The organism is Nocardia sp. PLKS1-43 (assembly GCF_059510335.1).
Window position 1 is genome coordinate 232,750 of sequence record NZ_JCAJZQ010000008.1, and the last position, 26,741, is coordinate 259,490.

A 26,741-nucleotide genomic window follows, 5' to 3' on the forward strand; every position below is an offset into this window, starting at 1 on the left:
TGCGGGTCTTGTTGCTGAGCCTTTCGCTTCGCGGGCGACTCCCAGCCATACAGAGACGCTTCGCCGCTGGGCGCGTCAGCCGTCGCCTCGCCTCGCTTCGCTTCGGTGGTGGTTCGTGTGATTCGCGCCAGGAACCCTTTGAGTTGGTGTTGTGGAGCGCGGGTGACTGCCAGCCATACAGAGGCGCTTTGCCGCCTTCTGGGCGCGTCGGCGATACAGAGACCGTTTGCGCTGGGCGCGTCGGCCTTCGCTTCGCTTCGGTGGTGGTTCGGTGTGATTCGCGCCGGGACCCGTTGGGGTTGGCATTGTGGAGCCCTTTCGCTTCACGGGGCTTCCTGCGGGATGGAGACGCTTTGCCGCAGGGCGCGGCATCTGGGGCGCGATGGAGAGGGGTGTTGGGGCCCGTTCGTGGCTCGGCGGGGTGCGTCTTCGGGCACCGGAACCGGGCGCGGCAGGGGCGACGAGGATACAGCCGTGCGGAAAACTCAGTGTGGGGTTTCGGTGCTGTGTTGCTCTTCGTCGTAGAGTTCCTCGAATTCGTCGACCAGGGCGTCGATCTCGTCGGGGAACACCCAGCGCTTCATGGTCCAGTAGCGGAACGCCATCTGTAGCAGGTTGCCGATGACGAACGCGCTCAAGAAGTCGGCGATGTTCTCGGTGGTGAGGCTCACGTGCGGGACGCGCAGCTGGAACACGTAGCTCGAGATCCACAGCGGGATATTGCTCAGCAGCACGCCGATACCGCTGACCACGAAGAACAGCAGCGCCTCGTGATGACGTTCGCGTCCGCCGCGACCCTTGAACGACCATTCCCGGTTCAGAATGTACGACGCGATGACCGCGATCACACCGGAGATGATCTTGGCGGTGACCGGTTTGGGCGAAAGCACCGTCAGCTTCAAGGCATAGAAAATGCCGCTGTCGATGATGAAAGTGGTCGCTCCGACAATGGCGAACTTGATCAGTTCATGATGACGGATTGCGAGGTCCCGCACCGTTTTGGGCAGGACACTGACCACATTGTCGACGATTGACACCCGATGAGTCTACGTCCGTTCCAGTTCGGGCAACCAACCCGCACGCATTCGCCGGTGGCGGCGCATGACAACATTGTGGCTCGTGACGTCCCGTTCTTTCGACAATTCGGGCATGCCGACCGTGACGATGATCGGTGGCGGCCAGCTTGCCCGCATGACGCATCAGGCCGCCGTGGCGCTCGGGCAGCGCCTGCGCGTGCTGGCCGAGCGCCCCGATGACCCCGCCGCCCAGGTGACACCCGAGGTGGTGCTGGGTTCGCACACGGATCTGGCGGCGCTGCGCAAGGCGGCGGTCGGCTCGCATGCGTTGACCTTCGACCACGAGCACGTGCCGACCGCGCATCTCGAGGCGCTGGTCGCCGAGGGCGTGAACGTCCAGCCGCCGCCGGGCGCGCTGATCTTCGCCCAGGACAAGCTGGCGATGCGGCGTCGGCTCGCCGAGTTCGGTGCGCCCGTTCCGGCGTTCGCCGCCGTGGAATCGGTCGCGGACGCGGTCGGCTTCGGTGCGGAGCACGGCTGGCCGGTGGTGCTCAAGGCGGTGCGCGGCGGGTACGACGGCCGCGGGGTGTGGATGGTCGACGATGCCGAAGCGGCCGCCGCCGTCGCCGGGGAGCAGCTGGACCAGGGCGTCCCGCTGCTGGCCGAGCAGAAGGTGGCGCTGCGCCGGGAGCTGTCGGCGATGGTCGCGCGTTCGCCGTTCGGTCAGGCCGCGGTGTGGCCGGTGGTGGAGACGGTGCAGCGGGAGGGGCAGTGCGCGGTGGTCATCGCGCCCGCGCCGGACCTGCCGGAGGAGTCGGCTGCACAGGCGCAGTCGCTGGCCCTGCGGTTGGCCACCGAACTGGGCGTCACCGGGGTGATGGCGGTGGAGCTGTTCGAGACCGATGACGGCGCGCTGCTGGTGAACGAGCTGGCGATGCGACCGCACAATTCCGGGCACTGGGGAATGGACGGCGCGGTCACCGGCCAGTTCGAACAGCATCTGCGGGCGGTCCTGGACTATCCGCTCGGCGACACCACCCCGCTCGCGCCGGTGACGGTCATGGCGAACATCCTGGGTGCGCCGCAAGCGCCGGAGATGTCGATGGACGAACGGCTGCACCACCTGTTCGCCCGCCTGCCCGAGGCCCGAGTTCACCTGTACGGCAAGGGCGAACGCCCGAAGCGCAAGATCGGGCACGTCAACATTCTCGGCGATGACGTAGCGGTGGTACGCGAGAAGGCCGAGCGTGCGGCGCACTGGATGTCGCATGCGGTATGGACCGACGGATGGGATCCGCACGATGAGCACTGAGGCAAATCCCGCTGGTGGCAACGGGTCCGGCGGTTCGGGCCCGATGGTCGGCCTGATCATGGGCAGCGATTCGGACTGGCCGACCATGCAGGCCGCGGCGGAAGCGTTGGCGGAGTTCGGCATTCGCTTCGAGGTCGGCGTGGTCTCGGCGCACCGCACGCCTCAGCGCATGCTGGACTACGCCCGGGCCGCGGCCGGGCGCGGCATCCGCGTGATCATCGCGGGTGCGGGCGGCGCGGCCCACCTGCCCGGCATGGTCGCCTCGGCCACCGCGCTGCCCGTCATCGGCGTTCCGGTTCCGCTCAAATACCTTGACGGGATGGATTCCCTCCTGTCGATCGTGCAGATGCCCGCCGGTGTCCCGGTCGCGACCGTCTCCATCGGCGGCGCCCGCAACGCGGGCCTGCTGGCGGTGCGCATCCTCGCCGCCGCGGACCCCGAATTGCGCACTCGCATGGAGCAATTCCAGGCCGGCCTGGAAACGATGGTGCTGGAGAAGGACGCCGCGCTGCGCACGCGCCTGCTGGGCTGACCGCACCGGGCGCCTACTCGAGCAATGTGCTGGGCCGGCAGGTCCGGTCTTGCACCGGGTAGGCGCCGTCGCGGAAGTAGTCGTTGGTGGTGTCCAGGACGCAGAGGCTCAGACCGGGCCGCAGCACCATGTGAATCCTGGTGTCGGTCAACGTGATCAAGCGTGACCGCGACATCTGATGATGCAGGGCGACGGCCCCCGGGTAGGGCGTCCGATTGTCGCCGGTGGCCTGCAGGATCAGTGCGGGCACGGCGTTGTCGACCACGGTGGGCGGTTCGGCGGGCGGCGGCCAGAAGGCGCAGGGCTGAATGTTGTCGGCCAGTGCGGCGAAGATCGGCTGGGTCGGCCGGGCGGCCTGGATCGCGTTCCAGTACCAGGCGGGATCGGCGGGCATCGGCGCGTCCGCGCACCAGATCTGCACCATCACCGAATTCTCGTCGTGCACGTTGTCCTGGATCAGCTTGTGCAGCTCCGGCGGCACCTGCGGTGCGCGGCCCGCGGCCGCGTCGGCGAGGGCCAGCATCGACGCGGCCAGGGCCGCGTTCAACCGCGCGTCGCGCAACATCGTCCACAGCACCGTCGGCAGCAGATGATCGTCGAATCCGAAGCCCTCGACCACGATCGGCGATCGTGATGCCCGGTCGATCAGGGCTTCGACGCCACGCCGCACCTCGGCCGCGTCGGCGCCCAGATGAAACCGCCGGTCCCGGGCGGCGACCCAGCCCGCCCAGTCGTCGAAGGCCGTTTCCACCGCGGGGCCCCAATCCTGTTGCAGCCCCAGCCAATAGCGGCGCGGATCGATGGCGCTGTCGAGCACCATGCGATCGGACCGGCCGGGGAACAGCTGGGCGTACACCGCGCCCAGGTACGTTCCGTACGACACGCCGTAATAGCTGAGCCGGTCCTCGTGCAGCGCGGCCCGGATCACGTCCATGTCGCGGGCGGTATTGCGAGTGCTCAGCTGCCGCATCCAGTCCCGGTCGCCCACCAGGCATCGGGCGGCCAGCTGAGCCTGCAGGCCCGTCTCGGCGACGAATCCGGGCAATCCGACGCCCGCCGAGCGGATCGGGGTGGCGACCGGCCATCCGCAGCGCTGGTGCCGTCCGGATCGGGCGACGCCGCGCGGGTCGAAGCCGATCAGGTCGTAGCGGCTCAGCACGTCCGGTCGCAGCACGTCACCGACCAGATCGAACGCATCGATCCCCGGCGTGCCCGGCCCGCCCGAGTTGGTCAGCAGCACGCCGCGCCGGTGTGCGGTATCGCGCGCCCGGATCCGCGAGATCGCGATCGTGATGTTCGGCCCGTCCGGCCTGCCGTAGTCCAGTGGCACCGCGACACCCGCACATTCCGCGTGTTCCGCCGCCAAGCCCGGATCGTCGCACGGATGCCAATCCAGATGTTGCCGGTGAAAGTGCGCCAGGGGGTCCGCCGGTTCGGCGACCGCGACACCAGCCGCCATCGCGGTCGCCAGAACGGCGACGATCATCGTCGCGACGACACTTCCGGCATCACGCAGCCAACGAGCTTCGATACCCACCGCAAACTGCCCCTTTCAGCAAGTCGAGACCGAATCACGCAGGGAGCCACCGCAGAACGAACGCAAATCAGGGAGAGTCAACCGCAAATGCGAGCGAATTCGCGGACGCTCCCCGGCGTTTTGCGGTTCGGCCGCGGATTGCGAGCCGGGACTCGCGCCGGACCAGTTCGGCGAACGTGCCGGAGAGAATGGTCGTGGAGTGGGATGCCCTCGCGCCGGACCGCTCTGGGATAATCGCCGATATGCCGACCGGCCGACTGATTTCGCGAGCACATGGGTAATTCACGGGACACGCCCGAGAACCGGCCGGGCAGCGAACCGCCGGCTCGCGGGGCACATCTTTCCGCGTCCGAGGATTCGCAGAATTCCCGGAATGGCGGCGCGGCGTTCCGGTTGTCGGTGGTCGACCACGCCCTGCGGTTGTTCGCGGACCAGGGGTACGAGGCGACGGCGGTCGACGAGATCGCCGAGGCCGCGGGCATCTCGCGACGCACCTTCTTCCGCCAGTTCCGGTCCAAGGAGGACGTCGTATTCGCCGACCACGAGGCACAATTGGCGCAGGCTCGGGCGTATCTGGATGCGGCGCGGGGTGATCCGTGGGACGAGGTGTGCGAGGCCGTGGTGGGGGTGTTCGAAAGATTCACCCGCACACGGGAATTGGCCGCGCGGCGGTATCGGGTGGTGCGGCAGGTGCCGGCTCTGCGGGATCGGGAGATCGTGACCGTGTTCCGGTACGAGCGATTGTTCACCGACTATCTGCGCACCGCCCTGCCGCAGACGCCGGATCTGGCGCTCATCCAGTTCACCGCGGCGGTGACGGCCACGCACAACTACCTGCTGCGGCGGATGGTGCGCGGTGAGTCCGACGGCGGGGTAGCAGATCTGCGTGCGGCGCTGGCGAGTATCGGACGCGAGCGCAAGGGAGACCAGGAGATGGTCGTCGCGGTCTTCCCGCGCGATATGCCACCCGCGCAGGTGACCGCCTTCCTCGGTCGACGGCTCGGTAATCTGTGATAACCGTCACTCCCAGGCGTTGACACTCAGTGCCAGCGAGATCGGGGTATCGCGGAACGCGCGGTGAAATGTCGACGTATACTCGACAACGACTGGCACTGAGTGCCGACATGCTGAAAATTCGCGGACCCAGGTGATCCGACCCGACAACCAGGAGCGACCCATGGCGGGCAATCCCGATTTCGACCTGTTCAAGCTCGACGACGTACACAACGAGCTGCGCGAGGCAATCCGCGGCCTGGCGGAGAAGGAAATCGCGCCCTACGCCAAGGATGTCGACGAGCATTCCCGCTTCCCGCAGGAGGCGCTGGACGCGCTCAACGCCGCCGGGTTCAACGCGGTGCACGTGCCGGACGCGTTCGGTGGTCAGGGTGCGGATTCGGTCGCGACCTGCATCGTGATCGAGGAGGTCGCGCGGGTGTGCGGTTCGTCCTCGCTGATCCCGGCGGTGAACAAGCTGGGCACCATGGGCCTGATCCTGAAGGGCTCCGAGGAGCTCAAGGCCAAGGTGCTGCCCGATATCGTGAACGGCCGGATGGCCTCCTACGCGCTGTCCGAGCGCGAGGCCGGCTCCGATGCGGCCGGTATGCGCACCCGCGCCCGCCGCGACGGCGACGACTGGGTGATCAACGGTTCCAAGTGCTGGATCACCAACGGCGGCAAGTCCAGCTGGTACACCGTGATGGCGGTGACTGACCCGGACAAGGGCGCCAACGGCATCTCCGCGTTCATGGTGCATATCGATGACGAGGGTTTCGTCGTCGGCCCGCTCGAGCACAAGCTGGGCATCAAGGGTTCGCCGACCGCCGAGCTGTACTTCGAGAACTGCCGCGTCCCCGGCGATCGGATGATCGGCGCGGAGGGCACCGGCTTCAAGACCGCGCTCGAGACCCTGGACCACACCCGCCCGACCATCGGTGCGCAGGCGGTCGGTCTGGCGCAGGGCGCCCTCGATGCCGCGATCGCGTATACCAAGGAGCGCAAGCAGTTCGGCAAGGCCATCGCGGACTTCCAGAACACCCAGTTCATGCTCGCGGATATGGCGATGAAGGTCGAGGCGGCCCGCCTGATGGTCTACACCTCCGCCGCTCGCGCCGAGCGCGGCGAGAAGAACCTCGGCTTCATCTCCGCCGCCTCGAAGTGTTTCGCCTCCGACGTGGCGATGGAGGTCACCACCAACGCCGTGCAGCTGTTCGGCGGCGCGGGCTACACCACCGACTTTCCGGTGGAGCGGATGATGCGCGATGCCAAGATCACCCAGATCTACGAGGGCACCAACCAGATTCAGCGCCTGGTGATGTCGCGCGCCCTGCTTCGGTAGCGGCCGCATTCTCCGCCTTCGCTCCGGCGGGTTCGCGGCTTCCGAGGTCCCACCGTTCGGCGCGCGGCTGGCGTGCCTGTCGCGCGGCCGAGTGGTGAGGCCGGGCCGCGAACCGGAGACCGGTGTCGTTGGAGATGTTCCGGCCAGGTGTGCGGGGTTGTGCGGTAGGCCCCGAGCGCCGGTCCCGCGGGCGGGTTGCCACTGTTTCGCTCCGCTGCGAAACCGGCTCTTTCCGGCGTTCCCGTGGCAGCGAGATCTGTTCTTGCAGACGCAAATACAGTCGCAATCGGGCGAATTCGGGTCTATCGAATGTGGCTCGCACGGAGCACTATTGAGGCATGGCCGGAGTCGAGATCAACGACAAGTTCGTCCGGCGCACGTTGGACAACGGGCGGATCGAAGAGGTCCTGTGGCGGGACCTCTCCGAAGTCCGGGTGATCACCACGGCGGACGGACCTTTCGCCGAGGCGATGTTCTTCGTGCTCATCGGGACGAAGGGAAATGGATGTGTGGTACCCCGTTCGGCAGCCGACACCGAATTTCTCGTGCGGCTGCGGTCGTTACCGGGTTTCGACAACCGGCGGGTGAATCAGGCCATCGGCACCGCGCTCGACCGGCAATTCTCGGTGTGGCGGCGTAATTAGCCGCCCACCATGTCGGCGTATTCGCGGTGTTCGGCGATGAACTTCTCCACGTACCAGCACGTGGGAATCACCGAGAACCCCGCTTCCCTGGCGTCTTTCAGCGCGAATTCGACCACCTGTGCGGCCACGCCGCGGCCGCGGAACTCCGGAAACGTCAGGGTGTGCTGGAAATCGCGCGTCTTGCGGTCGCCGTCGGCGCGCTCGCTGTAGTCGGCGTATCCGGCGAGGGTGTCGTCGAGGTAGATCTCATATCGGGTATCGGCGACATTGTGCTCGAACCTGGTGGTCATATGTGCTGAAACTCCTCGGAGGGGTGAGTTTGTTCCGGCGGAGTACCCGGTTCCGGGCGCTTTACATCACGGCGCCGGGATTGAGAATTCCGTGCGGGTCCAGCGCGTCCTTGATGCGACGGGTCAGGGCCATCACATCCGGGCCGACCTGATCGGGCAGCCACGCCTTCTTCAGCCGGCCGACGCCGTGCTCGCCGGTGATGGTGCCACCCAATGCGATCGCCAGCTCCATGATCTCCCCGAACGCCTGGTGCGCGCGAGCTGTCTCCTCGGCGTCGCTGGGATCGTGCACGATCAGCGGATGCGTGTTGCCGTCCCCGGCGTGCGCGATCACCGAGACCAGAACCGCACGGCGCGTGGCGATCTCGGCGACGCCGGTGACCAGCTCGCCCAATCGCGGCAGCGGCACACCGACATCCTCGAGCAACAGTGTGCCCTTGCGCTCCACGGCCGGGATGGCGAACCGTCGTGCGGCGGTGAACGCCTCGCCCTCCTGCACGTCCTCGGTGCTGAAAACCTCTGCGGCACCGGACTTTTCGCAGATTTCGACCATGATCGCGGCCTCGGCGGCGGCGTGCTCGCCGGGGGCGTCGGATCGGGCCACCAGCATGCCCGCCGCGGTGCGGTCCAGGCCCATGCGCAATTCGTCCTCGACGGCGTTGATCGCCACCGAGTCCATGAACTCCAGCATCGAGGGCCGCAGCCGCGCGGTGATCGCCAGGATCGCCGCGGTGGCCGTCTCGATCGTGGAAAACGTTGCCACCACAGTGCTCTGCGGTGTCTGCGCGGGCAGCAGACGCAACGTCAACTCGGTGATGACGCCGAGGGTGCCCTCGCTGCCGACGAACAATTTGGTCAATGACAGCCCGGCCGAATCCTTCAGCCGCGGCCCGCCCAGCCGGACCGCGGTGCCGTCGGCCAGCACCACCTCCATCCCGAGCACGTAATCGGTTGTGACGCCGTACTTCACGCAGCACAGACCGCCCGCGTTGGTGGCCGCGTTACCGCCGATCGAACAGATCTCGAACGAGGACGGGTCCGGCGGATACCACAGCCCGTGCTCGGCGACCGCCCGTTTGACCTCGGCGTTCAGCAACCCCGGCTGGGCGACCGCGGTCCGGGTGACCGGATCGACGGTGATCTGTCGCATCCGCTCGGTACTCAGCAGCAGCGCACCGTCCTGGGCGGTGGCCCCGCCGGAAAGCCCGGTCCCCGCGCCCCGGGGCACCACCGGCACTCGGTGCCGCTGCGCCCATCGCAGCACGGTCGAGACCTGTTCGGTGGTGGTCGGGCGAACCAGCGCCAACGGGGTCCCCGCATCCGGGTCCAGGGCCCGGTCCTGCCGGTAACCGGCGAGAATGTCCGGATCGGTGACGACCGTGCCCGGGGGCAGCTGCTCCGCGAGCTTTGTCACGTCCGCTCCTGCCCGGGACGCTCCTGCACCTCCCCGGGACCTCAGCGTGTCGTCGGGCGCGTGGCGGCTTGTGCTCGAGGCCGGCGGTTGAGCGCCCGCTCGGATTTCGGGCGTGCCCTTGGAGTTACCCATGTATCAACCAGATCAGTTGTCGCCTGCTCGTGCAACCAGTTGTCCCTGCTCGTGCGATGAAATCTGTGCTCGGCAGGGTGGTGCGCTGGTCCGGGCGTGGATCGGCCGGCGGGATAACCAGGTGCCGGTACGTCGGTTGCCCTGGTCTCATACAATTTCGCGGTGTCCGATCCGAAGCTCGAAATTCAGATGTTGCACGACAGGGTCATCGTGCGGGAAACACCCGAGGCCGGGGAGCGGCGCAGTAGCGGCGGCATCCTCATCCCCGCGACCGCGCAGGTGGCCAAGCGTCTGACCTGGGGCGAAGTGTGCGGCGTGGGGTCGCACGTGCGCAGCGTCGAGGTCGGGGACCGGGTGCTGTACAGCGCCGAGGACCAGTTCGAGGTCGAGATCCAGGGTCAGGCGTACACCGTCATGCGCGAACGCGACCTGCACGCGGTCGCCAACGACCGCACCGAGCACGGTACCGGCCTCTACCTGTGAGCCCGCCCGTTCGGTTGCGCACCGAACGGACGGGCTCGTCGGCCCGACGAAGGCCTTCGCGGTGAGCCGGGTTCAGGGCCGGGTATGCCTGGGCAGGGCGAAGGCAGCCGCCAACGCGATCACCAGGACGGCGAGTCCGGCCAGCGCGGCGGCCCGCATGGCGTTGACGTAATCGCCGGTCCCGTCGGCCGACCCCAGGACCGCGAAGAAGGTGGTTCCGAGAATCGTTGCGCCGATGGCGTTTCCGAACTGCTGTGAGGTGGTCAGCGCACCGGCGGCCATCCCGGCCTGCTGTGGCGGGATGCCCGAGGACAGCACCGCGCCGATCACCGAGGGCAGGGTCAGGCCGTTGCCGATGCCGACGATCATCATGCCGGGAACGAGTGCGAACACGCTGACCTCACGACCGAACCAGGTCAGTACCGCCAGCACGATCACGGTGCCGAGCAGTCCCGACCCGACCCCGGCCACCATGACCCGATTGCCGATCCGGTCCGCGACGCGGCGAGCCAGGAAGAACGAACTGCCCGCGAAGCACAGCCCCAGCGGCGCGAACGCCAGCCCCGCGCGCAGGGGTGAGAGGCCGAGCCCGTCCTGCAGCAGCAGGGTCAGGCAGAGCATGAACCCGGCGAAGAAGGTCAGATAGCCGCCGCCGATCAGCATGCCCGCGCTGAACACCCGGCGGCGCACCATACCCATGTCCAGGACCGGCGCGCCGCCGCGGCGGCCGAGCCGGGCCTCATAGCCCGCGGTGAGCAGCGCGACCGGAACCGACGCGGCCATCGAGATCCACGTCCACAGCGGCCAGCCCTCCGGACGTCCCACCGTAACCGGGACCAGCAGCAATGCCAGTGCACTCGAGATACCCAGTGCGCCAACAGGATCCAGCCTCGTGCGGTGGCGTGCTTCGGTGCGCGGCAGCCAGCGTGCGGCCAGTGCGGCCGCGGCCAGGCCGATCGGCACGTTGATGTAGAACACGGTGCGCCAGCCCCAGCCGAACAGATTCGCCTCGAGCAGCAGTCCGCCCAGCACCTGCCCGGCGACCGCGCCCAGGCCGATGGTCGCACCGTAGGCGGCCATCGCGCGGGGGCGTTCGCCGACCGGGAACAGGGTGTTGATCAGGGCGAGCAGTTGCGGCACCATGAGCGCCGCCGTGCCGCCCTGCAGGATGCGGAAGGCGACCAGCGTCCAGGAGTTCGGCGCCAGCCCGCACAGCAGCGATGCCGCGCCGAAGGCGAGCATGCCCAGGACGAACATGCGCCGGTGACCGTACAGATCACCGAGGCGTCCGCCGGTGATCAGCGCCGAGGCGAAGGCGAATCCGTACCCGCCGACGATCAGTTCCAGGGCGGACTGGCCGGTGTGCAGCTCGTGCTGCAACGAGGACGCGGCGACGTTGACCACGAACCAGTCGAACATCGCCATGAACATGGCGCTGAGCACCACCGGCAGCACTCGCCAGCGTCCGGCGAACGGCGCGGCGGTTGCGGGCGCCGGCGGCGCGGTGGGTGGCGCGATCTGCTCGGGTTCGAGAAACGTTGCGGCTGTTGAAGTTTCGAGAGTGGACATGACGATCTCCCGGAATCGGTATGCGGATGCCGGGCGCCGCGCTGCGCCCGGATCGGGTCGGAGGTGAACCTCGAAACCCAGTAACTAACCGGTTGGTTGTGAATATTCCAGTCGGCCACGCGCCTTGTCAACTGTTCGGTTGGTTAGACTCGGTGCATGGCTCCGAGAGATCCCGAGGCGACGAAGGCGCGCATCTTCTCCGCGGCCATCGACGAGTTCGCGGCATACGGGATCGCCGGGGCCCGGGTCGATCGCATCGCCCGTAACGCCAACGCCAACAAGCAGCTGATCTACGCCTATTTCGGGGATAAACAGCAGCTGTTCCGCCAGGTGCTGGAGAAGGTCATGCTGGATGTGGCCGAGGCGGTGCCTATCGATCTGACCGATCTGGACGCCTGGGTCGATGCCCACCTGGACTACCACCGCGCCCATCCGGAATTCCTGCGTCTGCAGATGTGGGAGGCGCTGGAGATGGGACCGGACGAGATCACCGCGGGCCAGGCCCGCGCCAACCGCTACCAGCACAAGGTCGCCCGGGTGGACGACGCGCAGCAGCGAGGGCTGGTCCGCGACGATATGCCGCCGGGTTATCTGCTGACGCTGCTGACCGGCCTGATCAACTACCGCGAGGCCCTGCCCCAGTCCGCTCGATTCGTCCTGGGAGACGACGCCGACCCCGACCTGTGGCGTCAGTGGGTGAAGGCGGCCGTCCGTGATATCGCCTTGCGGGACAGGGGCATTGCCGAGCGGCAGTGAGCATCGGGTCGCACGCTCGCATTCGGCGTCGTCAGTGGGGGTCGCCGGAACACGGGCGGCGTCAGGGCCGGCCGCGCAATACCTCGACCCGGTCTCCCTCGACGATCACCGCATCGTCGTCGGTCAGCGCCCAGTGCGGAATCTCCTCGCCGCGGAACTTCGCGGCCAGGGCGGTGCAGACTCCGCCGGGATCGGTCTCCGGGGAGTCGACGTGCGGGACGATGCGCCGGTCCACCAATCCCAGTCCGTCCCAGCGGGTTTCGACTCCGCAGGCGGGCAGCACCTCGGCCGGGTCGTCGGCAGGCTCGAGTCCGTGCAGGTCTGGAGTGAGCAGGCAGGCTCCGGCGCTGTACCCGGCATAGGCCACGGCGTCCTCGCCCAAGAGGTCGCGCAGCACGAGATCGGCTCCGCTGCGGGCGAATTGGGCACGCAGGACGAATGTGTTGCCGCCGCGCACCCACAGCACGGGATACCGCCGCAGCGTTTTCTCCAATTCACCTGTGCGGCCGACGTAGTCGCGCAGGTCGACCACGTCGGGGCGAAAGCCCGCGCGGCGCAACGGGACTCGATCGCTGGTCACCGCGCCGGCCCAGGCCGCGGGCCAGGCGTCACAGGCGTTCGGGATGATCGCGACCGGCCCCGGTTCGCCCGCGAGCGCGGCGAATCGGTCGTAGTGCGCCCCGAATCGATAGCTGGACAGGAACAGTCGCATCGGCGCTCAGATGGTGAAGCGCAGGTTCTCGACCACGCGGCGACCCAGGTCCGTATCTCCGGTGATCGTGATCTGGTCCGAATGCTCTGCGGCCGTGGTTCTTCCGGCGCGCAGCCGGGCGAACAGCCCGGAGGGCATCTCGATGCGCACGGTCGCGGGGCCGTCGAGTTCGTCGACCTGATTCGCCCGGCCGTCCACCGCCAGATGCAGTTGCCGGGTGACGGGCCCGGTCAGGACCACGCTGATGCGCGACCCGTCCGGGGCGTGCGCACCCTTGACCACCGCGCGGCCGAGAGTCGGGGTGAGTTCGTCGAAGGCGATCTCGGCTCGCGGCCCGTCCTCGGGCACCGCGACGCCGAGCGCATCGGCGATGTCGAGTTCGTGCATCCAGCAATCGAACAGGCGGACCTGCATGAACCGGCCGTACGGCACGATGCCCACCGGTGATTGCGACGGGTTCTGCCACTGATCCTCGGTCAACTCGGCCAGCGCCTTGCGCCGCCGGTCGGTGACCTCGGTGAATTTCGCCAGGAGTTGTTCGCCGCGCAGCGGACGCAGCGACTCGATCCACGCCTCGTTGAGCGCACCGATCTCGTTGCGCACGTGCGGCGCCGCGGTGACCGCGGCGTCCGCCGTCGGATTGGGCTCACCGAGCAGGATGGATTCGATCCCGACCAGATGGGCCAGGACATCGAAGACGGTCCAGCCGGGCAGCGGAGACGGTGTGCGCCACTGATTTTCGTCGAGGCCGCTGACCAGATCGGTCAACGAGTCCCACTCCTGTGACAGGGCGGTGGTGAGGGTGTCGCGGTCGGTCATGCGTTCTTTTCCTTGTCCGTGTCGGCGGATTCCTCGATGCCGAGCCGATCCAACCCGGTGCGGATGGCCGCGGCGGTGGTCGAGGGCTCGGGCTGGCTGCCGACCCGTCCGCGAAAGAGCATTCCGGTGGCGAAGGATCGAATATCGCCGGTGTGGCGTGGCACCACGTGCAGATGTACGTGGTGCACGGTCTGGAAGGCCGACTTTCCGTCATTGAGGATGAGATTCGCGCCATCGGCCGCGAGGGTGCTGCGGCGCAATGCTTTCGCCATCCGATGGCCGAGGGTGAACAGCTCGGCGCCCAGCGCCGCGTCGAGGTCGTCCAGGTTGGTCGCGTGGCATTTGGGGATCACCAGCATGTGCCCGCGGGTGATGGGCCGGATGTCGAGGAACGCGCACAAGGTGTCGTCCTCGTGGACCTTCGTCGCCGGTGCCGTGCCCGCGACGATCGCGCAGAATATGCAGCCGCTCACAGTCGAGACATTACGGTGTACGAAGCCCACGGGACACCCCCCGCCGGCTTTGCCCGGGTCAGCGGCGGGTCCCGTGCCCGCGGGCGCGGCGCGGGCCTGCGATACGGACGAACCGGAACGGCGTGTGAGATTGATCTCGGTTACGCTCACCGGCGAGCCGGTACAGTTGTGCGACCTGAAACCTACTGGTGGGTAAGTTTCGGGGCCGAAAGAACGGCTCGAGGCTCCGCACGAACCGTGGGGCCGGCTACCGTCACGAGTAAGGATGTTGACCAGTGGAGACAACGCAGAGCGGAGTCGACGCAGCGCCACCCGGTGATGATGGGAGCGCCTCGCAGAGTACCCGTGTCGGTGTCGTGCGTGAGACGAATCCCGGTGAGCGCCGGGTCGCGCTGGTGCCGAAAATCATTGCGGGCCTGGTGAAGCAGGGTGTGCAGGTGGTCGTGGAGGCCGGCGCGGGGCAGGGCGCGTTGATCCCGGACACGGCGTTCACCGAGGTCGGCGCGGTGATCGGAGATCCGTGGTCGGCGGAGGTGGTGGTGAAAGTCGCCCCGCCGAGTGATGCGGAGATCGCGAAGCTGTCCGCTGGGCAGACGGTGATCGGCTTCCTGGCTCCGCGCAATGCGGACAACAAGATCGGCGCGTTGCGTGATGCGGGGGTGCGGGCGTTCGCGGTGGAGGCCATCCCGCGCATCTCCCGCGCCCAGGTGATGGACGCGCTGTCCTCGCAGGCGAATGTGTCCGGGTACAAGGCCGTGCTGCTGGCCGCGTCGGAGTCGACGCGGTTCTTCCCGATGCTGACCACCGCGGCGGGGACGGTGAAGCCGGCCACGGTGCTGGTGCTCGGTGTCGGTGTCGCGGGCCTGCAGGCCCTGGCGACGGCCAAGCGCCTTGGTGGTCGCACCACGGGGTATGACGTGCGCCCGGAGGTGGCCGATCAGGTGCGGTCCGTGGGCGCGCAGTGGCTGGATCTGGGTATCGACGCCGCCGGTGAGGGCGGCTACGCGCGGGAGCTGACCGAGGAGGAGAAGGCTCAGCAGCAGCAGGCCTTGGAGAACGCCATCAAGGGTTTCGACGTGGTGATCACGACCGCGTTGGTGCCGGGTCGCCCCGCGCCGCGCCTGGTGACCGCCGCCGCTGTCGAGGGAATGAAGCCGGGCAGTGTGATCGTGGACCTGGCCGGTGAGACCGGCGGCAACTGTGAGCTCACGAAGCCGGGCGAGACGGTGGTGGTGCACGATGTGACGATCTGCTCACCGTTGAATCTGCCCGCGACGATGCCCGAGCACGCCAGTGAGCTGTACGCGAAGAATATTGCGGCGCTGCTGGAGTTGATGCTCGTGGACGGTGTGCTGGCACCGGATTTCACCGATCAGGTTCTCGCGGACTCGTGCGTCACCCGGGACGCGGAGGCCGAGGCGAAGACGGACTCGGCTGCGGCGCAGGCGGATTCGGCCGAAACCTCTGCCGATGCGACGGATTCGACTGCGGACACCTCGGATTCGGGTGCGGCCGGCTCGGCCGGGAAGGAACAAGGCTGATGTATACCGAGTTGTTGGCGAATATCGCGATTCTGGTGTTGTCCGGTTTCGTGGGTTTCGCGGTGATCTCGAAGGTCCCCAATACCCTGCACACGCCATTGATGTCCGGTACCAACGCGATTCACGGAATCGTGGTGCTGGGTGCGTTGGTGACGCTCGGGAATGTGAAGGACCCGTCGATCCTGACCCAGATCATCTTGTTCGTGGCCGTGGTGTTCGGAACGTTGAACGTGATCGGTGGTTTCGTGGTCACGGACCGGATGCTGGGCATGTTCAAGGGTAAGAAGCCCGGTAGCGAGAAGGCGGGTCAGTGATGCACACCTTCGACAATGTCAGTTATCTGGTGAACGGCCTCTACATCATCGCGTTCGCCCTGTTCATCTACGGTCTGATGGGCCTGACCGGGCCCAAGACCGCGGTCCGCGGCAATTTGATCGCGGCGGCGGGCATGGTGATCGCGGTGGTCGCCACGCTGATCTCGGTGCGGCACACCAGCAATTGGATTCTGATCATCGCGGGCATCGTGGTCGGCGTCGTGCTGGGTGTGCCGCCGGCGAAGTTCACCAAGATGACCGCGATGCCGCAGCTGGTCGCCGCGTTCAACGGTGTGGGCGGTGGCACGGTCGCGTTGATCGCGTGGTCGGAATTCATCAATTCCCACGGCTTCTCGCATTTCGACGAGCAGCCCACGGTGCACATCGTGGTCGGATCGCTGTTCGCCGCGATCATCGGGTCGGTGTCGTTCTGGGGATCGTTGATCGCGTTCGGCAAACTCCAGGAAATCCTGCCCGGACGCCCGATCGGCGTCGGCAAACTCCAGCAGCCGCTGAATCTGCTGCTGCTCGTCGGCGCGATCGCGTGCGCGGTCGTGATCGGTGTCGGGGCGACCGGGCACGGGGTCTCGCAGGTGTGGATGATCGCGGTGCTGGTGCTGGCCGGTGTGCTGGGGCTGATGGTGGTGCTGCCGATCGGCGGCGCGGATATGCCGGTGGTGATCTCACTGCTCAACGCGTTGACCGGGTTGTCCGCCGCGGCAGCGGGTTTGGCGTTGAACAACACCGCGATGATCGTGGCCGGCATGATCGTCGGCGCGTCGGGTTCGATCCTGACGAATTTGATGGCCAAGGCGATGAACCGGTCGATTCCCGCGATCGTGGCCGGTGGCTTCGGCGGCGGCGGCACGGCTCCGGGCGCTGGTGGTGGTGAGCAGAAGCAGGCCAAGGCCACCAGTGCCGCGGATGCGGCGATTCAGATGGCGTACGCGAACCAGGTGATCGTGGTGCCCGGCTACGGTATGGCCGTGGCGCAGGCCCAGCACGCGGTCAAGGAGATGGCCTCGCTGCTGGAAGCCAAGGGCGTGGAAGTGAAGTACGCGATCCACCCGGTGGCCGGTCGGATGCCCGGTCATATGAACGTGCTGCTGGCCGAGGCGGAGGTCTCCTACGACGCGCTCAAGGAGATGGACGACATCAACGGCGAATTCGCGCGTACCGACGTGGCATTGGTGATCGGCGCGAACGATGTCACCAACCCCGCGGCGCGGGAGGACTCCTCCAGCCCGATCTACGGGATGCCGGTGCTGAACGTCGATCAGGCGCACAGCGTGATCGTGTTGAAACGGTCGATGAACTCCGGATTCGCCGGAATCGACAACCCGTTGTTCTACGCCGACCACACCTCGATGCTGTTCGGTGACGCCAAGAAATCCGTCGGCGCCGTGACCGAAGAACTCAAGGCGCTGTAGAACTTTCGCGAAAACGGCCCGCACCGATCGAATCGGTGCGGGCCGTATCGCGTCGATCTCGCTGCCGGGGGCCGAACGCGATTAGGCTGTGGACCGTCCAGCTCACCGGTATACAGCCGGTGACCGATCCTCGAGTCAGGGGGCAGTATGACGCCCGGAGAGCACCTCGAAGTTTCTGCGGCCGTAGACGATTCGGCGATCTTCGGTACCCCGCATCAAACCCCCGACGGCGCGACGGTCATAACCGTCGCCCGGCCCGGTGGCCGATTCCGGCGCGGACCGCGTCCCTTGGGGGCGATCGTGGTCCAGGGCGGCGACTCGAAGTGGATCCCGGCCACCGACGATACCCGAATCACCTTGCTGGCCTTGCTGATCGGACTCTCGGCCGCGACGCTCGGCACAGCCGCGGTGCTGCGCCGCCCACCGTGGCCGGACCTGACGGTCACGGTGGACAAGCACGTTCAGTAGTGCGGTTGCTCCCGAGCCTCCACCGCGTCCTTGGCGTTCTTCAAGGACGTGCCGGGCAGCATTTCCCGGTAGAGCTTGATGGCGTGGATCTTCTTGCCCTGTGCGATCAGCGCATCGATCTCGGCCAGGTCCGCGCCGGACAGCGGCGCGGAGCCGGACATCGGCCGAGTCGGTGAATTCATCAGCGGCACAGAAGAATCGGTGATCTCCAGATGTCGCATGATGAGATCGAGTTTGTACTCGATACGTTGCAGCCTGCGTTCGTGCCGCCGATTCTCGAACATTCCCGAACTCTAACGCCCGGACGCCGAGGGGCGGGCGCACTCATGCGTCGTTCACATCACCTTCAGCGTTCCGCCGTCGATGACGTAATCCGCGCCGAGGATGTTGCCCGCGCGCCCCGAGACCAGGAAGGCAACCAGTGCGGCGACCTCCTCCGGTTCGGTGATCCGCTCCGAAGCTATGCCGAACTGCTGCGGCAGCGCGGCGAGAAACTCCTCGTGGCCGACCCCGCTGACCTCGGCGAGTTTGGCGCCGAACCGGCCGGGTTCGCGCCACAGCGGAGTGCCGACCACACCCGGGGACACCGTGTTCACCCGCACGCCGCGCGGACCGAATTCCTCGCTGATCCGCTTGGAGAACGAGGTCAGCGCGGCCTTGGCCTCGCTGTAGGCGACCGGACCGGCCGCGGGCAGGTGGGCGTTGATCGAGGAGATGGTGACGATCGCGCCCCGGCGTTCGATCAGACTCGGCAGTGCCGCCCGGGTGGCCCGGACCGCGCTCATCAGATTCAGTTCGAAGATCTGATCCCACTGCTCGTCGGGGATGTCGAGGAATCCGCCGAGGGTCAACTGATCGACGTCGCCGCCGCCGACATTGTTGACCAGAATATCGATTCCGCCCAGCTCCGCCTGCGCTGCGTCGAACAGTGCGGTGATGCCCTCTGTGCTGCTCAGGTCGGCGGAAACAGCTGCGACACTGACCTTTTCGAGTTCGGGTGTGACGGTGCGCGCCCCGCCGACCACCCGAACGCCCTCATCGGTGAGCGCCTGGGCGACGGCCAGGCCGATGCCGCGGCTGGCTCCGGTGACGACTGCGGTCTTGCCGGTCAATTCGAGATCCATGGGATTGCCTTTCTTTATTGAACTGAGGGTCAAAAATTAGGGCAGCGGAACGCGCCGCGGTGGACGGGGAAATTCAGAGGGTGCTCAGGGCGGTATCGATGATGCGGTGCAGGACCGCGCGGTCGTGGCTCTTGGCCATGACGCGCAGTCCGGCGAGGGTGTTCATCAGGAACTCCGCCGCGGCGCGCGGATCTGTGTCGCGGCCGACGTCGCCGTCGCGGCGGCCCTGGGCGATTCGATCGGCCAGGCCGGTGAGGTGGTGTTCGGTGATCTCTTCGACGATGCGACGGATCTCCGCATCATGTCCGCACAGCTCGAGTGCCGTATTGGTGGCCAGGCAGCCGCGTCGGTCCGGATCGGCCATATCGGCGTCCACCAGATCTCGCAGGTACGCGCCCACGACTTCGCGGGTACTGCCCGGCCGGGACATGTATTCCGCGACCAGATCGATACCCATCCGGTCGTAACGCGCGAGGGCTCGCTCGAACAGTTTCCGCTTACTGCCGAAGGCGTTGTACAGGCTGCCCTTGGCCAGGCCGGTGGCCTCGGCGAGCTGTGCGGGAGAGGTGTTGGCGTATCCGTTGATCCAGAACATCTCCATCGCGCGATCGACGACGGCGTCGTCCTCGAAGGTGCGTGGCCTGCCCATGACATGAACGATATCGATTTTGGACCTGTGGGTCAAGAACTGGCGCGACGATTCGCGCGCAGGCCGAATACCCGGTGCAGCGCGCTCCAGTCGTTGGCCACCCCCTCGGTCAGCAGGAAACCGAAGGCGATCGCGGCGAGGGCGAGCACCCGCGGCGACGCGGACCGCCGTGCATCCGTTCAGGCCGAACACCGTGAACACGGCGGCCCGCGACATCCGGACCCGTGGAACCAGCGTCGAAGCATCCATCGGAACCACAGTATTGGCCGGACCGGAGGGATGATCGGACGAAACCGAGGGGTGGTTACTGTTTGGTGGTGACTAATGCGCAGGACTATCCGGTGCTCTGGCCGGTACCGACCCGCTGGGCCGACAACGACCACTACGGTCACGTCAACAATGTGACGTACTACTCGTACTTCGACACCGCGGTCAACGCCTGGCTGATGCACGCCACCGGCACCGACATTCGCGACCTGCCCGCAATCGGAGTGGTCGCGCGCACCTCATGCGATTTCCACGGATCTCTGAGCTTTCCCGACCAACTGCGGGTCGGACTGCGCATCAGCCGCCTGGGCCGGTCCAGCATCACCTACGACCTGGCCATCTTCCGCGAGGCCGGACAGGACCTCGAACTCGCCGCCACCGGCGATTTCGTGCACGTCTACGTCGACAACGAGACCCGCAAATCCGTGCAGATCCCGGCCGTCATCCGCGCCGCCGCGACCGAACTGGTCGTCGAACCGAAAACCGTGTGAGTTCACCGGCGTTGCGCGGTTTTCATGCCGTGGATCGAGCGCATGAATGCCTGGACGCGGACCGGATGCCGCAGAGGCGATCAGATTCGGCCGAGCAGGGTCAGTGGATCCTCCAGGAGGGACGCGACCGTCGCCAGGAATCGGGCGCCCAGTTCGCCGTCGATCATCCGGTGGTCGAAGCTCAGGCCCAGGGTGGTGACCCAGCGGACCGCGAGTTCGTCGCGATATACCCACGGTTGTTTGCGGATCGACCCGAGGCACAGGATCGCGCCTTCGCCCGGATTGACCAGCGGCACACCGACATCGACGCCGAAGACACCCACGTTGCTGATGGTGAACGTGCCGCCGCGCAGATCCGCGGGCGTGGCCGAACCGGCGCGGGCGATATCGGCGAGCCAGCCGATCTCCCGGCACAGCTCGCGCAGGCTCAGGGTGTGCGCGTCCTTGACGTTCGGCACCAGCAGTCCGCGCTCGGTGGCCACCGCGATCCCCAGGTGCACATAGTGCTTGGTGACGATCTCGCGGTTCTCCTCGTCCCAGAACGAGTTGACGCCCGGGAATTCGGCCATCGCCACCAGCGTCGCCTTGGCCACCAGCGCGAGCGGGGTGAGCGAGAGTCCCATGAACGAATCGGTCGTGCGCAGATGGTCCAGCAGTTCCATGGAGGCGGTGAAATCCGTCGTGACGAACGTGCTGGCCTGCGGAATCGTCCGAGCGCTGGTGAGCATTGCGGCGGCGGTGCGTTTGCGCACGCCGGTCACCGGGGCGCGGGTCTCGCCGGTGCTCGGGGTCGGGCGGATGACGCCGCCGTCCGGGCGCATCGTCGGCACCGGCGGCACGCTGGGCCGCGGGGCGTTGGGTAGCGCCTCGTCCTCCGGACGCGCTCGGCTCATCGGCTGGGAAACCGGCACCGCGTGCCGCACGTCCTCGACGGTGACCGCCCCGCCCGGTCCGGAACCGGGAACGAAGGCGAGGTTGATGCCGAGTTCCCGGGCCAGCGCCCGAGCGCCCGGCGTGGCCGCGGGACGGTCCGGATAGGTCGGCAGCAGTGTGGTTTTCGTCGAATCCTCATCTGTCGCAGGGGCATTCGTTCGTTGGCGGGTGCGGCGCGGGGCGGTCTCCTCGTTCGGGCCGTAGCCGACCAGGACCGACCGGCGTTCGCCCGGCGCGGGCGGTGCGCCCGCGCCGCGGTCGCTGCGCACCCGGATCAGCGGCGCGCCCACCGCGACGGCGTCGCCGGGCGCGGCCAGCAGTTCGGTGACCACGCCGGAGAACGGACACGGCAGCACCACCTGGGCCTTCGCCGTCTCGACCTCGGCGATGGTCTGATTCAACTCCACCGAGTCGCCCACGGACACCGCCCAGGAGACCAGTTCCGCCTCGGTCAGCCCCTCGCCCAGATCGGGAAGCCGGAACTCGAGCACCCGCGGGTCGTCGGTGCCGTCCGGTAGGGGGTCGTCCGCATTCGCGCGGCTGCTCTCCTCCGGGGCCGGGCCGGTCGACCGGGGATCTTGGGTGGCGGCTTCGTCCAACGGGCACCTCTGTCTGAACGGGCGGATCAGGCGGCTAGCGTTCGGTCGACCGCGTCCAGGATGCGGTCGGGGTCTGGCAGGTGGTGCCGTTCGAGCTTAGCCGGGGGATACGGGATGTCGAAGCCTCCGACGCGCAGAATCGGTGCTTCTAGCTGGTAGAAACAGCGCTCGGCGATGCGGGCGGCGATCTCCGCGCCCAGTCCGGCGAACACCGGGGCCTCGTGCGTGATGATCAACCGCCCGGTCCGCAGCACCGACTCCTCGATGGTGTCGAAGTCGATCGGGGACAGGCTGCGCAGATCGACGACCTCGAGCGAATGCCCCTCCCCGGCCGCGATCTGCGCGGCGGTCAGCGCGGTGCGGACCATGCCGCCGTAGGTGACGACCGTCGCGTCCGAACCCGCGCGGCGGATGCGGGCCCGCTCCAGCGGAAACGGATCGCGGTCGAGGGCGGCGAAGTCCACCTCGTCCTTGTCCCAGTAGCGGCGCTTGGGTTCGAGGAAGATCACCGGATCGTCCAGCGAAACGGCTTGGCGGATCATCAGATAGGCGTCGGCCGGGGTGCTCGGCGAGACCACGCGCAGGCCCGCGGTGTGCGCGAAATACGCCTCCGGCGATTCGGAGTGGTGTTCCACCGAGCCGATCCCGCCGCCGAACGGGATCCGAATCGTGATGGGCGCGAGCACTTTTCCGGCCGTCCGGTAGTGGATCTTGGCGACCTGGGAGACGATCTGATCGAAGGCCGGATAGACGAATCCGTCGAACTGGATCTCGCACACCGGACGGTAGCCGCGCAGGGCCATGCCGAAAGCCGTTCCCACGATGCCGGATTCGGCCAGTGGCGTGTCGATGACGCGGTTGTCGCCGAAATCCTTCTGCAGGGTGTCGGTGACCCGGAAGACGCCGCCGAGGCGGCCGATGTCCTCACCCATCAGCACGACCCGGGGGTCGTCCTCGAGAGCCCGGCGCAGCCCGAAGTTGAGCGCCGCCGCGAAGGTGGTGGTCATGGCTGGACTCCTTCCAGGTAGGCGGTGTACTCCCGGCGTTCCCGCTCGACCAGCGCATGCGGGGTGGCGTAAACGTGCTCGAACAGGTCCTGCGGCTCGGGATCGGGCATCTCGATGGTCGCGGTGCGCAGCCGGGCGCCGACCTCGTCCGAGCGTTCCCGCACTTCTCGTTCGAAATCGCTGTCCCACAGGTTCTCTCGTTCGAGCAACCGGCGCATCCGGTCGATCGGATCGCGACGCCGCCACAGCTCGGTCTCGGCATCCGAGCGGTAGCGGGTGGGATCGTCGGCGGTGGTGTGCGGGCCCATCCGATAGGTGATCGCCTCGATGAACGACGGGCCGCCGCCCGCACGGGCGCGGGCCACGGCCTGCCTGGTCACGGCCAAGACAGCGAGGACGTCGTTGCCGTCGACCTGGACGCCCGGTATGCCGTAGCCGTACGCGCGTCGCACGATCGGAGTCGCGCTCTGCACCCGCACGGGTTCGCTGATCGCCCAGTGGTTGTTCTGGCAGAAGAACACCACCGGCGCACTCCAGGACGCCGCGAAACCCAGGGCCTCGGCGATATCGCCCTGACTCGTCGCGCCGTCGCCGAAGTAGGTGATCACCGCGATCTCCGCGCCGTCGAGATGGGCCGCGTACGCGTAGCCGGTGGCGTGCAGTCCCTGCGAACCCACCACGATGGCCGGATTGGTCATATTGATCTGCGCGGGATCCCAGCAGGAATGCGCCACGCCGCGCCACAGGCGGGTGATCTGCGCCGGATCGACGCCGCGGCAGTAGGCCACCCCGGCCTCACGGTAACTGCAGAAGACGTAGTCGTCTGGGTACAGGGCGTGTGCGGAACCGATCTGCGCGGCCTCCTGGCCCAGCAGCGGCGGCCACAGTCCGAGTTGGCCCTGGCGCTGTAGTGCGGTCGCCTCGGTATCGATCCGGCGGGCGACGACCATGTCGAGGTAGAGCCGGCGCAATCGATCCGGGCCGATATCGCCGACCAGGGCTGCGTGTTCGCGATCCAGGACGCGGCGGCCGTCGGGTTGGACCAGTTGCACCGGATAGGCGAGCTTCTCGGGCAGGCTCGTCGAGGCGGCGATCGCGCCGGTGGGGGATCCGGTATCGGGGATCGTGGGTGTGACCTGGGTTGTGGCCGTTGCCGCGGAGGTGGTGGGCATCGTTGCCGCCTTCCTGAAACGTAGCCGTTCTGGTACGTCTGCCTTCTGGCCCGTAGCCGGTCCGGGATCTCCGGGCCGGGCGAGGAAGTAATGTGTCCTACTTCACAGCATCCACGATTGTGCGACTTGCGCAAGTATAGACATGCGAACTGTGCACAATGCGTGATCTGCGACCGGTGATTGCTGTCATACTGCATTACATGTCCAGTGCAGAACCTGCCGGAGCCGTCGTCGACCCGACCGACGCCAGGCTGTTGCTCGAACTCGTCGCCAACCCCCGGGCGACCGGTGTCGAACTCGCCACGCGGCTCGGCCTGTCGCGCAATACCGTGCAGGCTCGACTCGCGCGCTGGGAGGCGGCCGGGGTCCTGGCTGGATTCGACCGCCGCGTCGATCCGCGGGCCCTGGGATACCAGTTGGCCGCGTTCGTGGCGGTGGTGGTCGATCAGCATCAACTCGATGCGGTCGTCGCCGAACTGGCCGAGGTCCCGGAGGTCACCGAAGTGTGCGGAATGACCGGCCTGACCGATCTCACCGTGCGTGTCGTCGCCCGTGACGCCGACGATCTCTATCGCATCGCGGGCCGCATTCTGAAGATTCCCGGCGTCGAACGCACCAATATGGCCCTGGTCATGCAGCAACTGGTCGGCCCGCGCACCACGCCCCTGCTGCAACGCCTTTCCCGCGCGAACGGCTCCAGCCGTCCCGAGTCCGCTCGCACGACTACCCGCCCTTCCCGCTGAGAGGATGCACTTCTCGATGCCGTCGGTGCGACCTCGGTGCTTGCGATGCCGCTGAACCGGGCGATGTAGTGCCGTCTTCCGAGGCGTACGGTCCACCCTTCGCGAATGACGAGGTCCTGCGGCGCGCGACCGCCGCTCGGTAGTCGGCACACGCAGCACGTTCGCCGCAGCGGCGGATGTGCGTGTGCCGTGATGCTGGGCGCGTCCTGTCGTGCCGTGATGCTGGGCGCGTCCTGTCGTGCCGTGATGCTGGGCGCGTCCCGTTGTGCCGTGATGCTGGGCGTGTCCGGTTGTGCCGTGATGCTGGGCGCGTCCGGTTGTGCCGTGTGTCGGGCGCGTTCTGTCGTGGCGTGATGTTTTGGGTGTCTCTGGTGGTGCCGTGATGTCGGGCGTTCTGTTGTGCTGGGATGTCGGCCGTGTCTGGTTGTGCCGTTTGTCGGGCGCGTCTGGTGCTCGTGCCGTGATGCCGGACGCGTCCTGTTGTGCCGTGATGTTGGGCGCGTCTGGTGGTGCCGTGATGTCGGCCGCGTCCTCACCGGACTGGCATCGGGGCGACACTCAGCGGAAACCGGTGCGGTGACCGGACTGGTCGATCGCTTGGAAAAGGCCGGTCGTGCCCTGATGCCGGATGGTCCCGGTTGGGCGGCGCATCGGTTGCGCGGTACGGGGTATGCGGAACGGACTGTCTCGGTGGCGTGGGCTGTGCGGTCCGTTCGCGCCGGGTATTCGCCCGTGGTCGCGTGGGTGCGGGGCTAGGGTGCGGAATATGGATGTTTCGGGCAAGGTGGCGATCGTTACGGGGGCTGGGGCAGGGATCGGGGCGGCGTTGGCGCGGGGGCTGGTGGCGGCCGGGGCGCGGGTTGTGCTGGCCGATCTGGACCGAGAGGTGGTAGGGGTTGCCGCGGAGCTGGGCGAGCAAGCGGTGCCGGTGGTGGGGGATGTCGCCGATTCGACGGTGATTCGGGGGCTGGTGGCGCGGGCCGAGGAGGAATTCGGGCCGGTGGATCTGTATTTCGCGAATGCGGGGATCTTCGGTGCGCGGGGCCTGGATGGTGGCGACGAACAGTGGTCGGCCGCAATGGAAGTCAATGTGATGGCGCATGTGCGGGCCGCGCAGATCCTGATTCCGGGATGGGTGGAGCGCGGTAGCGGATATTTCGTGTCCACCGCTTCGGCGGCCGGACTGCTGACCCAGATCGGGTCCGCGCCGTACGCGGTCACCAAGCATGCGGCCGTCGGATTCGCGGAGTGGCTCAATATCACGTACGGGGACAAAGGAATTCGCGTCAGCTGTGTGTGTCCGATGGGTGTGGACACCGATCTGCTGCGCGCGGGAAACGAGGATTTCACCGAGGCCGCGGCGAACGAGGAGGCGATCCGCGCGGTCGTCTCCGCCGGTGAGGTCCTCACCCCGGAACAGGTGGCACGCGACGTGCTGTCCGGTGTCGCCGACGAACGATTCCTGATCCTGCCGCACGCCCAGGTGCTCGAGATGTACCGGCACAAGAGCGCCGATTACGACCGCTGGCTCGCGGGCATGCGGCGCTACCAAGCCGCATTGCACCAGTGAATATTCCGACCACCTGGCCGCGTGTCGCGAAGTCCACCGCGCGCGGGTGCCCGCAATCCTTCCCTGTCGGGTGATCGCGAAGCTGCTGCCACTGATGTGAGGCGTGATTGTGGGTGAACCCGGTTCTGTTCGCTGTCGGCCCCTACCGAGCCGCGGCCGAGACAACAGTATCGACCGGCCATCGAACGCCCTCGACATTCGATTCGGGAACACCCGATGCCGCACGGCGGGGCAGCCCGATCGGGCCGAGCTACGAAGGAACCAGGCTCCCGAACATCGTCGAACACAACCAGCACGTCTTCGTGGCCGACGCCGATCACGGACGTCTACTCCCATCTGCTCGCCGAGCGGATCGCCTACCCGGGCACCCCGATCGACGCGGGCGTCGCCGAACCCGTGGCGTGTTCGG

Annotated in this window: 28 protein-coding genes; 14 read left to right on the forward strand and 14 right to left on the reverse strand. The window is 67.4% G+C overall.

All coding sequences use genetic code 11. From position 1 onward, the window contains the following. Positions 1-485: 485 nt before the first annotated feature. Positions 486-1,037, reverse strand: a complete 552-nt coding sequence (locus AC5WS7_RS26935) for a GtrA family protein (RefSeq protein ID WP_495957369.1) — start codon at positions 1,035-1,037, stop codon at positions 486-488. Between the two features lie 64 nt (positions 1,038-1,101). On the opposite strand from AC5WS7_RS26935, the gene AC5WS7_RS26940 reads away from it, so the two are divergent. Then, entirely contained in the window at positions 1,102-2,328 is a 1,227-nt protein-coding gene (locus AC5WS7_RS26940; RefSeq protein WP_495957370.1) for a 5-(carboxyamino)imidazole ribonucleotide synthase, read from the forward strand. Next, entirely contained in the window at positions 2,318-2,860 is a 543-nt protein-coding gene (gene purE, locus AC5WS7_RS26945; RefSeq protein ID WP_495957371.1) for a 5-(carboxyamino)imidazole ribonucleotide mutase, read from the forward strand. Before AC5WS7_RS26940 ends, purE begins: the two co-directional genes overlap by 11 nt. A 13-nt stretch (positions 2,861-2,873) precedes the next feature. Here the strand turns inward: purE and AC5WS7_RS26950 are convergent, their stop codons facing one another. Next, entirely contained in the window at positions 2,874-4,397 is a 1,524-nt protein-coding gene (locus AC5WS7_RS26950; protein ID WP_495957372.1) for an alpha/beta fold hydrolase, read from the reverse strand. Positions 4,398-4,670: 273 nt separating this feature from the next. On the opposite strand from AC5WS7_RS26950, the gene AC5WS7_RS26955 reads away from it, so the two are divergent. The 3 genes from AC5WS7_RS26955 (at position 4,671) to AC5WS7_RS26965 (ending at position 7,376) form a co-directional block, all read left to right on the forward strand. Then, the gene (locus AC5WS7_RS26955) at positions 4,671-5,411 is read left to right on the forward strand and encodes a TetR family transcriptional regulator (RefSeq protein ID WP_495957373.1); all 741 of its coding nucleotides are present in this window, start codon (positions 4,671-4,673) and stop codon (positions 5,409-5,411) included. A 163-nt stretch (positions 5,412-5,574) separates the two neighbouring features. After that, the gene (locus AC5WS7_RS26960) at positions 5,575-6,732 is read left to right on the forward strand and encodes an acyl-CoA dehydrogenase (RefSeq protein WP_495957374.1); all 1,158 of its coding nucleotides are present in this window, start codon (positions 5,575-5,577) and stop codon (positions 6,730-6,732) included. Between the two features lie 338 nt (positions 6,733-7,070). Then, positions 7,071-7,376, forward strand: a complete 306-nt coding sequence (locus tag AC5WS7_RS26965; protein ID WP_495957375.1) for a hypothetical protein — start codon at positions 7,071-7,073, stop codon at positions 7,374-7,376. On the opposite strand, the gene AC5WS7_RS26970 is transcribed toward AC5WS7_RS26965, so the two are convergent. Both AC5WS7_RS26970 and AC5WS7_RS26975 read right to left on the reverse strand, forming a co-directional pair. Beyond that, on the reverse strand, positions 7,373-7,666 hold the full coding sequence (locus AC5WS7_RS26970; protein ID WP_495957376.1) for a GNAT family N-acetyltransferase: 294 nt from the start codon (positions 7,664-7,666) through the stop codon (positions 7,373-7,375). The two genes, AC5WS7_RS26965 and AC5WS7_RS26970, sit on opposite strands and share 4 nt — an antisense overlap. A gap of 61 nt (positions 7,667-7,727) precedes the next feature. Next, on the reverse strand, positions 7,728-9,080 hold the full coding sequence (locus tag AC5WS7_RS26975; protein ID WP_495957377.1) for an FAD-binding oxidoreductase: 1,353 nt from the start codon (positions 9,078-9,080) through the stop codon (positions 7,728-7,730). Positions 9,081-9,374: 294 nt separating this feature from the next. On the opposite strand from AC5WS7_RS26975, the gene AC5WS7_RS26980 reads away from it, so the two are divergent. Further along, the gene (locus AC5WS7_RS26980; RefSeq protein ID WP_495957378.1) at positions 9,375-9,695 is read left to right on the forward strand and encodes a GroES family chaperonin; all 321 of its coding nucleotides are present in this window, start codon (positions 9,375-9,377) and stop codon (positions 9,693-9,695) included. 72 nt (positions 9,696-9,767) lie between these two features. On the opposite strand, the gene AC5WS7_RS26985 is transcribed toward AC5WS7_RS26980, so the two are convergent. Next, positions 9,768-11,264 (reverse strand): MFS transporter, encoded by a 1,497-nt coding sequence (locus AC5WS7_RS26985; RefSeq protein WP_495957379.1) that lies wholly within the window; start codon positions 11,262-11,264, stop codon positions 9,768-9,770. 156 nt (positions 11,265-11,420) lie between these two features. On the opposite strand from AC5WS7_RS26985, the gene AC5WS7_RS26990 reads away from it, so the two are divergent. Then, positions 11,421-12,020 (forward strand): TetR/AcrR family transcriptional regulator, encoded by a 600-nt coding sequence (locus tag AC5WS7_RS26990; protein ID WP_495957380.1) that lies wholly within the window; start codon positions 11,421-11,423, stop codon positions 12,018-12,020. Positions 12,021-12,081: 61 nt separating this feature from the next. Here AC5WS7_RS26990 and AC5WS7_RS26995 read toward each other — a convergent pair whose 3' ends face one another. From AC5WS7_RS26995 to AC5WS7_RS27005, 3 genes are read right to left on the reverse strand one after another with little or no spacing between them, the layout of a single operon-like run. After that, positions 12,082-12,732 carry a Type 1 glutamine amidotransferase-like domain-containing protein gene (locus tag AC5WS7_RS26995; RefSeq protein ID WP_495957381.1) on the reverse strand — a complete coding sequence of 217 codons (651 nt, stop codon included), beginning with the start codon at positions 12,730-12,732 and terminating at the stop codon, positions 12,082-12,084. A 6-nt stretch (positions 12,733-12,738) separates the two neighbouring features. Next, complete coding sequence (locus AC5WS7_RS27000; protein ID WP_495957382.1) at positions 12,739-13,551, reverse strand: maleylpyruvate isomerase family mycothiol-dependent enzyme; 813 nt, start codon at positions 13,549-13,551, stop codon at positions 12,739-12,741. Further along, complete coding sequence (locus AC5WS7_RS27005; protein WP_495957383.1) at positions 13,548-14,024, reverse strand: HIT family protein; 477 nt, start codon at positions 14,022-14,024, stop codon at positions 13,548-13,550. The genes AC5WS7_RS27000 and AC5WS7_RS27005 overlap by 4 nt, the downstream gene beginning before the upstream one ends. A 356-nt stretch (positions 14,025-14,380) precedes the next feature. Between AC5WS7_RS27005 and AC5WS7_RS27010 the strand changes: the two genes are divergently transcribed. The 4 genes from AC5WS7_RS27010 to AC5WS7_RS27025 all read left to right on the forward strand — a co-directional run bounded on the left by AC5WS7_RS27010 (position 14,381) and on the right by AC5WS7_RS27025 (position 17,777). Next, complete coding sequence (locus tag AC5WS7_RS27010; RefSeq protein ID WP_495957384.1) at positions 14,381-15,565, forward strand: NAD(P) transhydrogenase subunit alpha; 1,185 nt, start codon at positions 14,381-14,383, stop codon at positions 15,563-15,565. Continuing rightward, the gene (locus AC5WS7_RS27015) at positions 15,565-15,879 is read left to right on the forward strand and encodes an NAD(P) transhydrogenase subunit alpha part 2 (protein WP_495957385.1); all 315 of its coding nucleotides are present in this window, start codon (positions 15,565-15,567) and stop codon (positions 15,877-15,879) included. The genes AC5WS7_RS27010 and AC5WS7_RS27015 overlap by 1 nt, the downstream gene beginning before the upstream one ends. Next, complete coding sequence (locus tag AC5WS7_RS27020) at positions 15,879-17,309, forward strand: NAD(P)(+) transhydrogenase (Re/Si-specific) subunit beta (protein WP_495957386.1); 1,431 nt, start codon at positions 15,879-15,881, stop codon at positions 17,307-17,309. The genes AC5WS7_RS27015 and AC5WS7_RS27020 overlap by 1 nt, the downstream gene beginning before the upstream one ends. 147 nt (positions 17,310-17,456) lie before the next feature. Beyond that, the gene (locus AC5WS7_RS27025; RefSeq protein ID WP_495957387.1) at positions 17,457-17,777 is read left to right on the forward strand and encodes a hypothetical protein; all 321 of its coding nucleotides are present in this window, start codon (positions 17,457-17,459) and stop codon (positions 17,775-17,777) included. Here the strand turns inward: AC5WS7_RS27025 and AC5WS7_RS27030 are convergent. The 3 genes from AC5WS7_RS27030 to AC5WS7_RS27040 form a co-directional block, all read right to left on the reverse strand. Beyond that, positions 17,771-18,061, reverse strand: coding sequence for a hypothetical protein (locus AC5WS7_RS27030; RefSeq protein WP_495957388.1), 291 nt, complete (start codon positions 18,059-18,061; stop codon positions 17,771-17,773). The genes AC5WS7_RS27025 and AC5WS7_RS27030 overlap by 7 nt on opposite strands. A gap of 51 nt (positions 18,062-18,112) precedes the next feature. Next, entirely contained in the window at positions 18,113-18,901 is a 789-nt protein-coding gene (locus AC5WS7_RS27035; protein ID WP_495957389.1) for an oxidoreductase, read from the reverse strand. Between the two features lie 73 nt (positions 18,902-18,974). Then, entirely contained in the window at positions 18,975-19,550 is a 576-nt protein-coding gene (locus AC5WS7_RS27040) for a TetR/AcrR family transcriptional regulator (RefSeq protein WP_495957390.1), read from the reverse strand. Positions 19,551-19,867: 317 nt separating this feature from the next. On the opposite strand from AC5WS7_RS27040, the gene AC5WS7_RS27045 reads away from it, so the two are divergent. Then, positions 19,868-20,308, forward strand: a complete 441-nt coding sequence (locus AC5WS7_RS27045; RefSeq protein WP_495957391.1) for an acyl-CoA thioesterase — start codon at positions 19,868-19,870, stop codon at positions 20,306-20,308. A gap of 80 nt (positions 20,309-20,388) precedes the next feature. Here AC5WS7_RS27045 and AC5WS7_RS27050 read toward each other — a convergent pair whose 3' ends face one another. The 3 genes from AC5WS7_RS27050 to pdhA form a co-directional block, all read right to left on the reverse strand. Next, the gene (locus AC5WS7_RS27050; RefSeq protein WP_495957470.1) at positions 20,389-21,732 is read right to left on the reverse strand and encodes a dihydrolipoamide acetyltransferase family protein; all 1,344 of its coding nucleotides are present in this window, start codon (positions 21,730-21,732) and stop codon (positions 20,389-20,391) included. A gap of 134 nt (positions 21,733-21,866) precedes the next feature. Continuing rightward, positions 21,867-22,847 carry an alpha-ketoacid dehydrogenase subunit beta gene (locus AC5WS7_RS27055; protein WP_495957392.1) on the reverse strand — a complete coding sequence of 327 codons (981 nt, stop codon included), beginning with the start codon at positions 22,845-22,847 and terminating at the stop codon, positions 21,867-21,869. Beyond that, a complete protein-coding gene (pdhA, locus tag AC5WS7_RS27060) occupies positions 22,844-23,923 on the reverse strand; it encodes a pyruvate dehydrogenase (acetyl-transferring) E1 component subunit alpha (RefSeq protein ID WP_495957471.1) in 1,080 nt (359 codons plus the stop codon). Before pdhA ends, AC5WS7_RS27055 begins: the two co-directional genes overlap by 4 nt. A 296-nt stretch (positions 23,924-24,219) precedes the next feature. Between pdhA and AC5WS7_RS27065 the strand changes: the two genes are divergently transcribed. After that, a complete protein-coding gene (locus AC5WS7_RS27065; protein WP_495957393.1) occupies positions 24,220-24,762 on the forward strand; it encodes an Lrp/AsnC family transcriptional regulator in 543 nt (180 codons plus the stop codon). 766 nt (positions 24,763-25,528) lie between these two features. Further along, complete coding sequence (locus AC5WS7_RS27070; protein ID WP_495957394.1) at positions 25,529-26,332, forward strand: SDR family oxidoreductase; 804 nt, start codon at positions 25,529-25,531, stop codon at positions 26,330-26,332. Positions 26,333-26,741 lie beyond the last annotated feature (409 nt).